Raw genomic sequence first — 14,115 nt, 5'->3', positions numbered from 1 at the left:
CGTGACCGACCGTCTCATCGTTCGTGGCGCTCGCGAGCACAACCTCAAGAACGTCTCGCTCGACCTCCCCCGTGATGCGCTCATCGTCTTCACCGGACTCTCCGGTTCGGGGAAGTCCTCCCTCGCCTTCGACACGATCTTCGCCGAGGGGCAGCGCCGCTACGTCGAGTCGCTGTCCTCGTACGCCCGCCAGTTCCTCGGGCAGATGGACAAGCCCGACGTCGACTTCATCGAGGGCCTCTCCCCGGCCGTCTCGATCGACCAGAAGTCGACCTCGCGCAACCCCCGGTCCACGGTCGGCACGATCACGGAGGTCTACGACTACCTCCGCCTGCTCTTCGCCCGCATCGGCAAGCCGCACTGCCCCGAGTGTCGCCGGCCGATCTCGCGGCAGTCGCCGCAGGCGATCGTCGACAAGGTGCTCGCGCTGCCCGAGGGCAGTCGCTTCCAGGTGCTGTCCCCGCTGGTCCGCGAGCGCAAGGGCGAGTTCGTCGACCTCTTCGCCGACCTCCAGACCAAGGGCTACAGCCGGGCGCGGGTGGACGGGGAGACCATTCAGCTCTCCGAGCCGCCGGTGCTGAAGAAGCAGGAGAAGCACACCATCGAGGTGGTCATCGACCGCCTCACCGTCAAGGACGGTGCCAAGCGTCGGCTCACGGACTCCGTCGAGACCGCGCTCGGGCTCTCCAGCGGCATGGTGATCCTGGACTTCGTCGACCTCGCCGAGGACGACCCCGAGCGCGAGCGGATGTACTCCGAGCACCTCTACTGCCCGTACGACGACCTCTCCTTCGAGGAGCTGGAGCCGCGCTCCTTCTCTTTCAACTCACCCTTCGGCGCCTGCCCGGAGTGCACGGGCATCGGCACCCGCATGGAGGTGGACCCGGAGCTGATCATTCCGGACGAGGACAAGTCGCTCGACGAGGGCGCGGTCTCGCCGTGGTCCCTCGGCCACACCAAGGACTACTTCCAGCGGCTGATCGGCGCGCTCGCCGGCGAGCTCGGCTTCCGGACGGACATCGCCTGGGCCGGGCTGCCGCTGCGCGCCAAGAAGGCCCTGCTCTACGGGCACAAGACGCAGATCGAGGTGCGCTACCGCAACCGGTACGGGCGGGAGCGCGCGTACACGACCGCCTTCGAAGGCGCGGTGCCGTTCGTCAAGCGTCGGCACGCGGAGTCCGAGAGCGACGCCAGCCGCGAGCGCTTCGAGGGCTACATGCGCGAGGTGCCCTGCCCGACCTGTGAGGGCACCCGCCTCAAGCCGATCGTCCTCGCGGTGACGGTGATGGAGAAGTCCATCGCCGAGGTCGCCGCGATGTCGATCAGCGAGTGCGCGGACTTCCTGGGGCAGATGCGGCTCGACGCCCGCGACAAGAAGATCGCCGAACGGGTCCTCAAGGAGGTCAACGAGCGGCTGCGCTTCCTCGTCGACGTCGGCCTGGACTACCTCTCGCTGAACCGCGCCGCCGGCACCCTGTCGGGCGGCGAGGCCCAGCGCATCCGGCTGGCCACGCAGATCGGCTCCGGTCTGGTCGGCGTGCTGTACGTGCTGGACGAGCCGTCCATCGGCCTCCACCAGCGCGACAACCACCGGCTGATCGAGACGCTGGTACGGCTGCGGGACATGGGCAACACCCTGATCGTCGTCGAGCACGACGAGGACACCATCAAGGTGGCCGACTGGGTCGTGGACATCGGCCCGGGCGCCGGCGAGCACGGTGGCAAGGTGGTGCACAGCGGTTCCTTGAAGGACCTGCTGAAGAACCCCGAGTCGATGACCGGGCAGTACCTGTCGGGCAAGCGCTCCATCCCGCTGCCGGACATCCGGCGCCCCGTGGACCCGGGGCGCAGGCTGACCGTGCACGGGGCCAAGGAGAACAACCTGCGGGACATCGACGTGTCCTTCCCGCTGGGCGTGCTCACCGCGGTCACCGGTGTCTCGGGCTCCGGCAAGTCGACGCTGGTCAACGACATCCTGTACACGCACCTGGCCCGGGAGCTGAACGGCGCCCGATCCGTACCGGGGCGTCACACCCGGGTGGAGGGCGACGACCTGGTCGACAAGGTCGTCCACGTCGACCAGTCGCCGATCGGCCGGACCCCGCGGTCCAACCCGGCCACGTACACGGGTGTCTTCGACCACGTGCGCAAGCTCTTCGCGGAGACGATGGAGGCGAAGGTCCGCGGCTACCTGCCGGGGCGCTTCTCCTTCAACGTCAAGGGCGGTCGGTGCGAGAACTGCTCCGGCGACGGCACGATCAAGATCGAGATGAACTTCCTGCCGGACGTCTACGTCCCGTGCGAGGTGTGCCACGGCGACCGGTACAACCGGGAGACGTTGGAGGTCCACTACAAGGGCAAGTCCATCGCCGAGGTCCTGAACATGCCGATCGAGGAGGCCCTCGGCTTCTTCGAGGCGGTGCCGACCATCGCGCGCCACCTGAAGACGCTCAACGAGGTCGGTCTCGGGTACGTGCGGCTCGGCCAGTCCGCGCCGACGCTGTCGGGCGGTGAGGCGCAGCGCGTCAAGCTGGCGTCCGAGCTGCAGAAGCGCTCCACGGGGCGGACGGTGTACGTCCTGGACGAGCCGACGACCGGCCTGCACTTCGAGGACATCTCGAAGCTGATCAAGGTGCTGTCGGGTCTGGTGGACAAGGGGAACTCGGTGATCGTCATCGAGCACAACCTGGACGTCATCAAGACTGCCGACTGGGTCGTGGACATGGGCCCCGAAGGCGGTTACGGCGGCGGCCTCGTCGTCGCGGAGGGCACCCCCGAGCAGGTCGCGTCGGTGGGCGCGAGCCACACCGGCAAGTTCCTCCGGGACATCCTGGGCGCGGACCGGGTGTCCGACGCCGCTGCTTCGATCGCACCGGCCCGCCCGGCGCGGAAGGCGGCCGCGAAGAAGGCGACCCCGGCCAAGAAGGCGGCGGCGACCAAGACGGCGGCGGCGACCAAGACGGTGGCGAGCAAGTCGACGGCGGCCAAGGCCGCGGCGGGCAGGACGGCGGCGAGCAAGGCCGCCGCCGAGAAGAAGGCGGCCCCGGCGAAGAAGGCGACGCGCGCCCGCAAGGCGTAGCGGTCGGGCGCGCAACGGGGCGGGGCCCCGGCCATCACGGCCGGGGCCCCGCCCCGTTGCGCGCCCTGTCGGTGCAGGCCGGGAGCCCGCCGCGATCCGGTGGTGGCCCGGGTCAGTCGGCGATGCCCAGGGCGTGGCCGACGGTGGAGGGGTCGGTCAGGGTGCTCAGCAGGGCGTCCGCGACGTCCCCGCGGGCGATGACCTTCCCGCCCGGCACGTTGGCGTCGAGGGCCCGCCGGTAGCTCCCGGTGCGGGGACGGTCGAGGAGCCGCGGCGGCCGGACCACCGTCCACCGGACGGCGCTCGCGGCGATGGCGGCCTCCATGACCGCGAGGTCCGCGTACACGTCCCGCAGGACGCGCCGCAGGATCGGGTGGAGCGCCACCCGCAGCAGCGCGCCGTCCTCGGGGCACTCAGGTCCCAGCGGGGCGGCGCTGACCGCCGACAACCGGTCGACCCCCGTCCGCTCCATCACGCGCACCACGGCGCCCATGGCGGGACCGGCGACGGGGGTGAGCCGCGCCTGCTTGTTGCTCGCGGCGCCGAGCGCCGACACCACCGCGTCCCGGCCCGTCAGTACGGGCTCCAGCGCCGCCTCGTCGGTCAGGTCGGCCACGACGGCCACCCGGAGCCGGTCGTGGGCCGGCACCCCCAGCCGGGCCGCGTCGCGGACGACGGCCGTGACCTCGTGGCCGGCGGCGAGCGCCTGCCGGACCACCTCGCGGCCGACGCCGCCCGTGGCTCCGAACACCGTGAGCTTCATGCGGGACTCCCGATCGCATCGCGGACCTCATGGGTGGGTGAGTATTCACTCACCCCGTTGTCCATTAGGGTGAGCGAATGCCCACCCCCACGTCAAGCCGGCCCACCCCCGAGCGGCTGCTGGACGCCGCCGAGCGCCTCATGCGCAGCATCGGCCTCGCGAACACCACCACCAAGGCCATCGCCCGGGAGGCGGGCTGCTCGGAGGCCGCGCTCTACAAGCACTACGCCAACAAGGAAGAACTGTTCGTGCGCGTGCTCATGGAGCGCACCCCCAACGCGGGCCCGCTGATGGCGGCGCTGCACGCCGAACCGGGGGCGGAGGGCGTCGAACAGGCCCTGACGGACATCGCCCGGCGCGCCGCGCTCTTCTACGCCGACGCCATGCCGATCGCCGCCTCCCTCTTCGCCGAGCCCGCCCTGCTCACCCGCCACCGAGAGGGCGTCCAGGAGATCGGCGCGGGACCGCACCTGGTCCTGGAGGCCTTGGCCGGCAGGCTGCGCAAGGACCTCGCCGAGGGGCGCCTGCGCCCGGGCGCAGACCCCGACGCGGCTGCCGCGCTGCTCCTCGGGGCCTGCTTCCAGCGGGCCTTCTTCCTGCACTTCTCCGGCGCGGGGGTGGTCCGGCCGGTCGACGAGTTCGCCCCCGCCGTCGCCCGTACGGTGTGGGCCGCTATCGGCTGAGCCCCAGCTCGGCCGCGTAGGGGGGCTCGGCGCCGGACCGGGTGCAGGTCAGCGCCGCCGCGTGGGCGGCGTACGCCAGCAGGTCCGGCCAGTCGGCGCCCGCCGGGTCCGTCCCGACGAGCCGGTGCAGAAGCGCCGCGTTGACGGTGTCGCCCGCGCCGATGGTGTCCACGACGTCGACCGGGCGGGCCGAGGCGCTGTGTTGCGCGCCCCCGGCCGTCCACACCGTCAGCCCCGCCGCGCCCCGGGTGAGCACCACGGCGGACGGCCCCGCGGCCAGCCAGTCGGCGGGCCGGCCGCCGAGCCAGGCCGCGTCCTCCTCCGACAGCTTCAGGACGGACATGTACGGCAGCCGGGCGAGGAAGCGCTCGCGGTACCCGGCCGGGTCCGCGATCAGCGCCGGGCGGATGTTGGGGTCCATCAGGGTCAGCAGACCGCGCCCCGACTCCCGCCGCAGGAGGGCGTCGTACGCGCTCGCGCCGGGCTCCAGGACGAGCGAACAGGTGCCGAGCGCGAGGGCCCGTGCGTCCGGCGGCAGCGCGGGCGGCAGGGTGAAGAACCGGTCGGCGGTGCCCTCGACGTAGAAGCGGTATGCGGCCGAGCCGTCCGGGGCCAGCGAGGGCACGGCCAGGGTGGTGGGCTCCGGCCCGCGCTGCACCAGTGAGAGGTCCACGCCGGCGGCCCGCAGCCCGGCGAGCAGGCCCTCCCCGAATCCGTCCGACGACACCCGGGAGCAGAAGGCGGCCCCGGCCCCGAGCCGACCCAGCGCCAGCGCGGTGTTGTACGGGCCGCCGCCGGGCCGTGGCAGCAGGGCGCCCGGCGGCTGCGCGACGGGCACGAGGTCGATCAGGGCTTCTCCACCGACGACGATCACGCGGGGGAAGGTATCCCATCCGGCCCCGGTATCGTCGGGTGGGCCCGCCGGCCCGCCTCGTCGTCAGCCCCGCGGACCACACCCCCACCGGGCCCGCCCCGAGGTCCGGCCCCTCGTGCCAGGAGAACCGCATGTCCGCGTCGAAGTCCGCCGCCCGCCGTACCGTCCTCAAGGGCGCCGCCGCGCTCGCCGGGGCCGTGGGCGCGGGAGCGGCCCTGTCGGCGTGCTCCACCGAGACCAACAGCGGCCACGGCAGCCCCGCGGTCCCGCAGGAGCCGGTCGAGCTGGGTGCGGCGTCCGCCGTACCCGTCGGTGGCGCGAAGCTGTTCCGGGAGCGGAAGGTCGTCGTCAGCTGCCCGGCGGAGGGCCAGTACAAGGCGTTCAGCGCCCAGTGCACGCACGCCGGCTGCGTCCTCGACAAGATCGTCGAGGGGGAGGGCAACTGCCCCTGCCACGGCAGCCGCTTCGACCTGGCCACGGGCAAGGTGCTGCGCGGACCGGCCACCGAACCGCTGCCCGCCGTCCCGGTCAAGGCGGAGAACGGCAAGCTCATCGCCGGCTAGCGCCCCGGTCCTAGTCCCAGTCCCAGGCGATCCCGAGGATCCCGCGCCGCACACCCTGCTCCACCAGGTGCACCGACCGGTGCCGGCCGCTGGGCGTCAGGTCGGACAGGCCGGTACGGGGGGCCAGCGGGCCGGTGCGGGCGAAGCGCCGGCAGCGCACCGGCAGGGCCGCCTCGTCGAAGCGGACCTGGAGCATGTACTGGCCGCCCGCGTAGCTGAACCCGCGCACGTACTCGGAGCTCCGCGCCCCCGTGCCGTCCTCGATGCCGTAGCCGAAGACGTACGTGTCCCCGCGCCGCAGCCGGGCGTCGAACAGCAGCTCCGCGACCACCACCCCCGCCTCCGGATGGCAGCGGACCCGGCCCGTCCGGCAGTTCTCCCGCGCCCGGACCTCCACCCGGGAGGCGTCGCAGCCCGGATCGCCGTGGTGGACGGCCAGATAGCGGTCGACGCCGTCGCGGTGCGCGCGGACGATCTGCTGCGAGGCGCGGCGGCGCATCTCGCCGTCCGCCCCGATGCGGACCCGCTCGTGGTGGCCGACCGAGTGCAGACCGCCGTCGGCGGGCAGTTCCAGGCCGTCGAGCAGCTGTTCCACCGCCGCCCCGACGCTCACCAGGGCCCGGTACGGGCGGGCCGCCGGTCGGCCGGGGCCCGTGGCGGCCTCCGGGGCGGCCAGCAGCCGTAACAGGGCGCCGTCCGGCAGCTCCAGGATCTGCTCCAGCGCGGACACGGCCCGCAGTGACTCGGGGTGGCGCGGTCTCCGAGCACCCTGCTGCCAGTAACTCAGGCTGGTGACACCCACCTTGATGCCACGGGCGGCGAGCCGGTGCTGCACCCGGTGCAGGGGCAGCCCGCGGGCCGCCAGGGCGGCGCGCAGGGCGAGGTGGAAGGGGCCGCCGCGCAGCAACGGGCCCAGGGGGCCGATCTCCGCCGTGTCCGTCGGCCCGGGCGGGCCGGCCGCGGCGGGCGGCCCGCCCGTACCCGGTGGGCGGGGCGCGCCCGCCGTGCCTGCCGTGTCGCCGGTCGGGCGCATGGCGACTCCTCTGTGAACGTTCACATCCGCCGACGTGGGGGTCGGCGGGCGGCGCGGGGGAGACCAGGTGGAACGCCGGCAACCGTTCACACCACAGCCCCACCGTTCACACCGCGACGTCACCGCGTATTGAAGCCTGTTGACCTGATCGCGACAACACCCTGATGCTCCTCCACAGCGTCCGGACGCGCTCCCCCCCCACTTCCCACCTCGGGTCCCCACCTCGGGAGGAACGCGATGCGCAAGAACAACAGACGGCTGTCCCTGGCCGCCCTGGTCTCCGCCCTGCTCCTCGTCCTGCTGCCGATCGGCTCCGGCTCCGCCGCCGCGGCCGGCCCCGCCGCGGACGCCGCGAGCGCCGCCCTCGCCTCCAAGCGCCTGAACATCACCATGCAGGCGCAGCTCAAGACCAACTGGTGCTGGGCCGCGGGCGGCAACACCATCGCCGGCTGGTTCGGCCGCGACTACAGCCAGAACCAGTTCTGCAACGCCGCCTTCAACCGCCAACAGGGCACCGAGTGCCCCAACAACCAGGCCACCCTCGGCAACGTCCAGACCGGCCTGCGCTGGGCCGGCGTCAACCCCGGCAGCTACGTGACGGGCTGGCTCCAGTACGCCACCGTGCAGGGCGAGATCAACGCCAACCGCCCGATCGAGACCCGCATCCAGTGGTCCAACGGCGGCGGTCACATGCACGTGCTCTACGGCTACGACACCGCCAACAGCTGGGTCTACTGGGGCGATCCCTGGCCCTCCAGCGACCGCTACAACTGGGCCTCCCACGCCTGGTACGTCAACAACAACACCTTCTCCTGGACCCACTCCCTCTACCGGATCGGGGCGTGACCGCCATGACCCCCGCACCCCAGCCCCGCCACCCGGCGCAGGTCCGGCGACAGCCCCACCCGCAGGCCGGACCCCGGCGCGCGCGCCGCGCCGCCGTGGCGGCGCTCGCCGCCACCGCCGTGCTCACCGTCGCCGGGCAGGCCGCAGCCGCCCCCGTACCCCAACCCCCGACAGCCGGCGCCGAGGTCCGGGCGCAGGCCCGGGCGGCGGCCTCCGACCCCGCGACCCTGGCCACCCTCTCCCGGTTCTTCGCCCGCGAGGGCAAGGTGTCGCTCGCGGCGGCGCAGCCCCGGATCGAGGGAGAGACCGTCCCCGTCCACCACCTCTCCCCGGACTTCGTCGCGGGCAGGGCCGGGGCGGGCGTGGCCCGGCTGGAGTTCCTCGCGACCAAGGCGGTGTCCTCCGACGGCCAACAGGCCGCCCTGTGGACCGCGCGCACGGAGAGCGGCTGGCAGGTGGTGAACATCGCCACCGGCGACGACGAGTTCCGCTACGCCGGACTCGGCGCCGCGAAACTCCCGGGCGGCACCGTCTTCCGCGAACCCCAGACCGACGCCTGGTTCGTCGCCCGGGACAGCCGGGTGCTGCCGCTGGACGAGGACGCCGTACGGGCCGTCGGCGAGGCCGGCACCAGCCTGGACGCCTACCGGGCCCGGGTCACCCGGGCGTACGGGGACAAGCTGCCCGGCTCCGACTACGCCCGCGCCGGGAAGGCCGGCGGCTTCGAGGACCCCGCCGCGCAGCTCCTGGCGGCGCAACCCGCCGCCGGGCCGCTCGCCGCCCCGGTCACCGCCGCCGAACCCGCCCCCGGCACGCCGGTGACCCCGCTCGCCTGGGGGGCGGGCGCCGGCTTGGCCCTCGCCGCCCTGGGCGCGCTGTTCCTGAGCCGCCGCCGGACCCCGACCGGGGCCTGACCCCGACCCGGGCCTGACCCCGACCCCGCGGGACCCGCCCCGCAGGACCTGCCCCCCACACGGCAGGTCCTGTGCCCCCCACCCGCGGGACCCGACCCCCGCCAGGGGTCGGGTCCCGCGGCCGCCCCCCGGCGCCCCCGCGGGAACCGGCTCCGTACGGACGGCGTACGGCCCGTTGTCGGTGCGCGCCAGTAGGGTGGGCGGCATGGCCGACCCTTCCAGCTACCGCCCCAAACCCGGGCAGGTCCCCGACTCCCCGGGGGTCTACAAGTTCCGCGACGAGCACCGCCGGGTGATCTACGTCGGGAAGGCCAAGAGCCTGCGCCAACGCCTCGCCAGCTACTTCCAGGACGTCGCGGGCCTGCATCCGCGCACCGCCACCATGGTCACGACGGCCGCCTCCGTCGAGTGGACCGTGGTCTCCACCGAGGTCGAGGCGCTCCAGCTCGAATACTCCTGGATCAAGGAGTTCGACCCCCGGTTCAACGTCAAGTACCGGGACGACAAGAGCTACCCCTCCCTCGCCGTCACCATGAACGAGCAGTACCCGCGCGTCCAGGTGATGCGCGGCCCCAAGAAGAAGGGCGTGCGCTACTTCGGTCCGTACGGGCACGCCTGGGCCATCCGCGAGACCGTCGACCTGATGCTGCGCGTCTTCCCCGTCCGCACCTGCTCCGCCGGGGTGTTCAAACGGTCCGCGCAGATCGGCCGCCCCTGCCTGCTCGGCTACATCGGCAAGTGCTCGGCGCCCTGTGTCGGCCGGGTCACCCCCGAGGAACACCGCGAACTCGCCGAGGACTTCTGCGACTTCATGGCCGGCCGCACCGGCACCTACCTCTCCCGCCTCGAAGCGCGGATGCACGAGGCCGCCGAGGAGATGGAGTACGAGAAGGCCGCCCGACTGCGCGACGACATCGGGGCGCTGCGCCGGGCCATGGAGAAGAACGCCGTGGTCCTCGCCGACGCCACCGACGCCGACCTGATCGCCGTCGCCGAGGACGAACTCGAAGCCGCCGTCCAGATCTTCCACGTACGGGGCGGGCGCGTCCGCGGCCAGCGCGGCTGGGTCACCGACAAGGTGGAGGCCGTGGACACCGCCGGCCTCGTCGAGCACGCCCTCCAGCAGCTGTACGGGGAGGAGAAGGGCGAGGCCGTCCCCAAGGAGGTGCTGGTCCCGGCGCTGCCGGAGGACACTCCCGCGCTGAACGAGTGGCTGGCCGAACGCCGCGGCTCCCAGGTCAGCCTGCGCATCCCGCAGCGCGGGGACAAGAAGGCGCTGATGGAGACCGTCCACCGCAACGCCCAGCAGTCCCTCGCCCTGCACAAGACGAAGCGCGCCGGCGACCTCACCACCCGCTCGCGGGCCCTGGAGGAGATCGCCGAGGCCCTGGAGCTGGACGGTGCCCCGCTGCGCATCGAGTGCTTCGACATCTCCCACCTGCAGGGTGACGACGTCGTGGCCTCCATGGTCGTCTTCGAGGACGGGCTCGCACGCAAGAGCGAGTACCGCCGCTTCCAGATGAAGACCTTCGAGGGGCAGGACGACGTCCGCTCCATGCACGAGGTGGTCTCCCGGCGCTTTCGCCGCTACCTCCAGGAGAAGCTGAGGACGGGGGAGTGGTCCCCCGAGGACGGGCAGGACCCCCAGGACTCCCGGAACCCCCAGGATCCCCACGACCTCCAGGACGCGCGGGACGGCGAGGTTCCCGCCGAGGACGACGGCAGGCCCCGCCGCTTCGCCTACCCGCCGCAGCTCGTCGTGGTCGACGGCGGCAAGCCGCAGGTCGCCGCCGCCAAGCGGGCCCTGGAGGAGCTCGGCGTCGACGACGTCGCCGTGTGCGGGCTGGCCAAGCGGCTGGAGGAGGTGTGGCTGCCCGGCGAGGACGACCCGGTCGTCCTGCCCCGCACCAGCGAGGGCCTCTACCTGCTCCAGCGGGTCCGTGACGAAGCCCACCGGTTCGCCATCCAGTACCAGCGCAGCAAGCGGGCCAAGCGGCTGAAGTCCGGCCCGCTCGACGAGGTGCCGGGCCTCGGGGAGAGCCGCAAGCACGCCCTGATCAAGCACTTCGGTTCGGTGAAGAAGCTGAGACAGGCGACAATCGACCAGATCTGCGAGGTCCCGGGCATAGGTCGCAAGACGGCCGAGACCGTGGCCGCGGCCCTCGTGCGGGCGGTACCCGCCGGTCCTGCCGTCAATACGGCGACAGGAGAGATCATGGAGGACGAGGCCCCCGCACCGGCGGGAGCATCGTCCGAACGGGGGACCGAGCAATGACCGAGCACGAGTCCGAACGCAGGACCGAGCACGACCGAGACGGAGCACAGGTGAGTACGGGCACGACCGTGGAGCCCGGCGACAACGCCGAGGCGGCCATCCCCGAACTGGTGATCATCTCCGGCATGTCCGGAGCCGGCCGCAGCACGGCGGCCAAGTGCCTGGAGGACCTCGGCTGGTTCGTCGTCGACAACCTGCCGCCCGCGCTGATCCCCACCATGGTGGAGCTCGGCGCCCGCTCCCAGGGCAACGTCGCGCGGATCGCCGTCGTCGTCGACGTCCGCGGCCGGCAGTTCTTCGACGCGCTGCGCGAGTCCCTCTCGGACCTCGACAGCAAGGGCGTCAACCGGCGCATCGTCTTCCTGGAGTCCTCCGACGACGCCCTGGTCCGCCGCTTCGAATCGGTCCGCCGCCCGCACCCCCTCCAGGGAGACGGCCGCATCACCGACGGCATCGCCGCCGAGCGCGACCTGCTGCGCGAGCTGCGCGGCGACGCCGACCTGGTCATCGACACCTCCAGCCTGAACGTGCACGAGCTGCGCGCGAAGATGGACGCCCAGTTCGCGGGCGACGAGGAGCCCGAGCTGCGGGCCACCGTCATGTCCTTCGGCTACAAGTACGGCCTCCCCGTCGACGCCGACCTCGTCGTCGACTGCCGCTTCATCCCCAACCCGCACTGGGTCCCGGAGCTGCGCCCCTTCACCGGGCTCAACGAGGAGGTGTCGGGGTACGTCTTCAGCCAGCCCGGCGCCAAGGAGTTCCTCGACCGCTACACCGAGCTGCTCCAGCTCATCGCCACCGGCTACCGCCGCGAGGGCAAGCGGTACGTGACGATCGCCGTGGGCTGCACCGGCGGCAAGCACCGCAGCGTGGCCATGTCCGAGAAGATCGCCGCCCGCCTCGCCTCCGAGGGAGTCGAGACCGTCGTCGTCCACCGGGACATGGGGCGCGAGTGACCGGACGGACCCTGCGGCTGCGCCGCCTGCGCCGCTCCGCCCCCGCGGGCGAAGAGGGCACGGGCCGCGCCGGCCGCCGCGGCGCGGCTCCCAAGGTGGTCGCCCCCAAGGTCGTCGCCCTGGGCGGCGGCATGGGGTTGTCGGCCTCCCTCGCCGCGCTGCGCCGGATCACCGGTGAGCTCACCGCGGTGGTCACCGTCGCCGACGACGGCGGCTCCAGCGGCCGACTCCGGGAGGAGCTCGGCGTCCTGCCGCCCGGCGACCTGCGCAAGGCCCTGGCCGCGCTGTGCGGGGACGACGAATGGGGCCAGACCTGGTCCCGCGTCATCCAGCACCGCTTCCAGTCGCGCGGCGACCTGCACGAACACGCGGTCGGCAACCTGCTGATCGTCGCCCTGTGGGAACAGCTCGGGGACCCCGTCCAGGCCCTCGACCTGGTCGGGAAGCTGCTGGGCGCCCAGGGCCGCGTCCTGCCGATGTCGGCGGTGCCGCTGGAACTCCAGGCGCTCGTCAAGGGGCACGATCCGGCCCGCCCGCAGGACGTCGACACCGTCCGGGGGCAGGCCACGGTGGCCCTCACCCCGGGTGAGGTGCTCTCCGTACAGGTCGTGCCGCGTGACCCGCCGGCCGTGCCGGAGGCCGTCGCCGCGGTGCTCGACGCCGACTGGGTGGTGCTCGGTCCCGGGTCCTGGTTCTCGTCCGTCATCCCGCACCTGCTGGTACCCGAACTGCTCGACGCGCTGGTGCAGACGAAGGCGCGGCGGGTGCTGTCGCTGAACCTCGCTCCGCAGCCCGGCGAAACAGAAGGCTTCTCTCCGCAGCGTCATTTGGAGGTTTTGGCCCGACACGCCCCTAAACTCGCCCTGGACGTGGTGCTGGCCGACGAGGCCGCCGTGCCCGATCGCGAGTCCCTCGCCGATGCCGCAAAACGGTTCGGTGCCGCGGTCGAGCTGGCGCCGGTGGCCCGACAGGACGGCTCTCCGAAACACGACCCGGAGCTGCTGGCCGCCGCGTACGACCGTATTTTTCGGATGCATGGAAGGATCGGCCCATGGCGATGACGCCCGCGGTGAAGGATGAGATCTCTCGCCTGCCCGTCACCCGGACCTGCTGCAGGAAGGCGGAGGTCTCGGCGATCCTTCGGTTCGCGGGCGGCCTGCACCTGGTGAGCGGCCGCATCGTCATCGAGGCGGAACTCGACACGGGGATCGCCGCGCGCCGGCTGCGCAAGGACATCCTGGAGATCTTCGGACACTCCTCGGACCTGGTCGTGATGGCCCCGGGCGGTCTGCGCCGGGGCAGCCGCTTCGTCGTACGGGTCGTGGCGGGCGGCGACCAGCTGGCACGCCAGACGGGCCTCGTCGACGGCCGCGGGCGTCCCATCCGGGGCCTCCCCCCGCAGGTGGTCTCCGGGGCCACCTGTGACGCGGAGGCGGCCTGGCGCGGCGCCTTCCTCTCCCACGGCTCCCTCACCGAACCGGGCCGCTCCTCCTCCCTGGAGGTCACCTGCCCCGGACCGGAGGCCGCCCTCGCCCTGGTCGGCGCCGCCCGCCGGCTGTCCATCGCCGCCAAGGCCCGCGAGGTGCGCGGCGTGGACCGGGTCGTGGTCCGTGACGGCGACGCCATCGGCGCCCTCCTCACCCGCCTCGGCGCCCACGAGTCGGTGCTGGCCTGGGAGGAGCGGCGGATGCGGCGCGAGGTCCGCGCCACCGCCAACCGGCTCGCCAACTTCGACGACGCCAACCTGCGCCGCTCGGCCCGGGCCGCGGTGGCCGCCGGAGCCCGGGTGCAGCGCGCCCTGGAGATCCTCGCCGACGAGGTCCCCGAGCACCTCGCCGCGGCCGGCCGACTGCGCATGGAGCACAAGCAGGCCTCGCTGGAGGAGTTGGGCGCCCTGGCCGACCCGCCGCTGACCAAGGACGCGGTCGCCGGCCGGATCCGCCGCCTGCTGGCGATGGCCGACAAGCGGGCCCAGGACCTCGGCATTCCGGGTACCGAATCCAACCTCGACCTCAGCGAGGAACTGGCCGACAACATGTCGGTCTGACCCGCCGCCGTCCGTACGCCACAAGGGGCCCGCACGCTCACCCGTGCGGGCCCCTTCGCGGTACGCCCCATTGACATGAGCA

General features: G+C 73.0%; 12 protein-coding genes. 9 read left to right on the top strand and 3 right to left on the bottom strand.

What is annotated here, in order from left to right:
- Position 1 precedes the first annotated feature (1 nt).
- The gene (uvrA, locus tag ACFY0I_RS24405; RefSeq protein ID WP_388899528.1) at positions 2 to 3,079 is read left to right on the top strand and encodes an excinuclease ABC subunit UvrA; all 3,078 of its coding nucleotides are present in this window, start codon (positions 2 to 4) and stop codon (positions 3,077 to 3,079) included.
- 112 nt (positions 3,080 to 3,191) lie between these two features.
- On the opposite strand, the gene ACFY0I_RS24400 is transcribed toward uvrA, so the two are convergent.
- The gene (locus tag ACFY0I_RS24400) at positions 3,192 to 3,842 is read right to left on the bottom strand and encodes an NAD(P)-dependent oxidoreductase (protein ID WP_388899525.1); all 651 of its coding nucleotides are present in this window, start codon (positions 3,840 to 3,842) and stop codon (positions 3,192 to 3,194) included.
- Between the two features lie 77 nt (positions 3,843 to 3,919).
- Here ACFY0I_RS24400 and ACFY0I_RS24395 point away from each other — a divergent pair, with 77 nt between their 5' ends.
- The gene (locus tag ACFY0I_RS24395; RefSeq protein ID WP_388899523.1) at positions 3,920 to 4,525 is read left to right on the top strand and encodes a TetR/AcrR family transcriptional regulator; all 606 of its coding nucleotides are present in this window, start codon (positions 3,920 to 3,922) and stop codon (positions 4,523 to 4,525) included.
- On the opposite strand, the gene ACFY0I_RS24390 is transcribed toward ACFY0I_RS24395, so the two are convergent.
- The gene (locus tag ACFY0I_RS24390; protein WP_388899520.1) at positions 4,515 to 5,399 is read right to left on the bottom strand and encodes a carbohydrate kinase; all 885 of its coding nucleotides are present in this window, start codon (positions 5,397 to 5,399) and stop codon (positions 4,515 to 4,517) included. The genes ACFY0I_RS24395 and ACFY0I_RS24390 overlap by 11 nt on opposite strands.
- A 131-nt stretch (positions 5,400 to 5,530) precedes the next feature.
- Between ACFY0I_RS24390 and ACFY0I_RS24385 the strand changes: the two genes are divergently transcribed.
- Positions 5,531 to 5,962: a Rieske (2Fe-2S) protein gene (locus ACFY0I_RS24385; protein ID WP_388899517.1), complete on the top strand. Its 432-nt coding sequence runs from the start codon at positions 5,531 to 5,533 to the stop codon at positions 5,960 to 5,962.
- 10 nt (positions 5,963 to 5,972) lie between these two features.
- On the opposite strand, the gene ACFY0I_RS24380 is transcribed toward ACFY0I_RS24385, so the two are convergent.
- Positions 5,973 to 6,995, bottom strand: a complete 1,023-nt coding sequence (locus tag ACFY0I_RS24380; protein WP_388899514.1) for a hypothetical protein — start codon at positions 6,993 to 6,995, stop codon at positions 5,973 to 5,975.
- Between the two features lie 237 nt (positions 6,996 to 7,232).
- On the opposite strand from ACFY0I_RS24380, the gene ACFY0I_RS24375 reads away from it, so the two are divergent.
- The 6 genes from ACFY0I_RS24375 (at position 7,233) to whiA (ending at position 14,033) form a co-directional block, all read left to right on the top strand.
- The gene (locus ACFY0I_RS24375; protein ID WP_388899511.1) at positions 7,233 to 7,841 is read left to right on the top strand and encodes a papain-like cysteine protease family protein; all 609 of its coding nucleotides are present in this window, start codon (positions 7,233 to 7,235) and stop codon (positions 7,839 to 7,841) included.
- Positions 7,838 to 8,755: a hypothetical protein gene (locus ACFY0I_RS24370; protein WP_388899509.1), complete on the top strand. Its 918-nt coding sequence runs from the start codon at positions 7,838 to 7,840 to the stop codon at positions 8,753 to 8,755. Before ACFY0I_RS24375 ends, ACFY0I_RS24370 begins: the two co-directional genes overlap by 4 nt.
- A gap of 205 nt (positions 8,756 to 8,960) precedes the next feature.
- Positions 8,961 to 11,030, top strand: coding sequence for an excinuclease ABC subunit UvrC (uvrC, locus tag ACFY0I_RS24365; RefSeq protein WP_388899506.1), 2,070 nt, complete (start codon positions 8,961 to 8,963; stop codon positions 11,028 to 11,030).
- Positions 11,027 to 11,986, top strand: a complete 960-nt coding sequence (rapZ, locus tag ACFY0I_RS24360; RefSeq protein WP_388899503.1) for an RNase adapter RapZ — start codon at positions 11,027 to 11,029, stop codon at positions 11,984 to 11,986. The genes uvrC and rapZ overlap by 4 nt, the downstream gene beginning before the upstream one ends.
- Positions 11,983 to 13,047, top strand: a complete 1,065-nt coding sequence (gene yvcK / locus ACFY0I_RS24355) for a uridine diphosphate-N-acetylglucosamine-binding protein YvcK (RefSeq protein ID WP_388899500.1) — start codon at positions 11,983 to 11,985, stop codon at positions 13,045 to 13,047. Before rapZ ends, yvcK begins: the two co-directional genes overlap by 4 nt.
- Positions 13,038 to 14,033, top strand: a complete 996-nt coding sequence (gene whiA, locus ACFY0I_RS24350) for a DNA-binding protein WhiA (RefSeq protein ID WP_388899497.1) — start codon at positions 13,038 to 13,040, stop codon at positions 14,031 to 14,033. Before yvcK ends, whiA begins: the two co-directional genes overlap by 10 nt.
- Positions 14,034 to 14,115: the final 82 nt, after the last annotated feature.

Source organism: Streptomyces sp. NPDC001568 (genome assembly GCF_042893755.1).
Lineage (GTDB): Bacteria > Actinomycetota > Actinomycetes > Streptomycetales > Streptomycetaceae > Streptomyces.
The sequence above is the reverse complement of the archived record's forward strand: the minus strand, read 5'-3'. Positions and strand labels throughout refer to the sequence as shown.

Bases quoted from the DNA above. Each gene is read 5' to 3' on its own strand.
- ACFY0I_RS24395 (WP_388899523.1), top strand. From the start codon at position 3,920: ATGCCCACCCCCACGTCAAGCCGGCCCACCCCCGAGCGGCTGCTGGAC.
- rapZ (WP_388899503.1), top strand. From the start codon at position 11,027: ATGACCGAGCACGAGTCCGAACGCAGGACCGAGCACGACCGAGACGGA.
- ACFY0I_RS24385 (WP_388899517.1), top strand. From the start codon at position 5,531: ATGTCCGCGTCGAAGTCCGCCGCCCGCCGTACCGTCCTCAAGGGCGCC.
- uvrC (WP_388899506.1), top strand. From the start codon at position 8,961: ATGGCCGACCCTTCCAGCTACCGCCCCAAACCCGGGCAGGTCCCCGAC.
- ACFY0I_RS24380 (WP_388899514.1), bottom strand. From the start codon at position 6,995: ATGCGCCCGACCGGCGACACGGCAGGCACGGCGGGCGCGCCCCGCCCA.
- ACFY0I_RS24375 (WP_388899511.1), top strand. From the start codon at position 7,233: ATGCGCAAGAACAACAGACGGCTGTCCCTGGCCGCCCTGGTCTCCGCC.
- ACFY0I_RS24400 (WP_388899525.1), bottom strand. From the start codon at position 3,842: ATGAAGCTCACGGTGTTCGGAGCCACGGGCGGCGTCGGCCGCGAGGTG.
- whiA (WP_388899497.1), top strand. From the start codon at position 13,038: ATGGCGATGACGCCCGCGGTGAAGGATGAGATCTCTCGCCTGCCCGTC.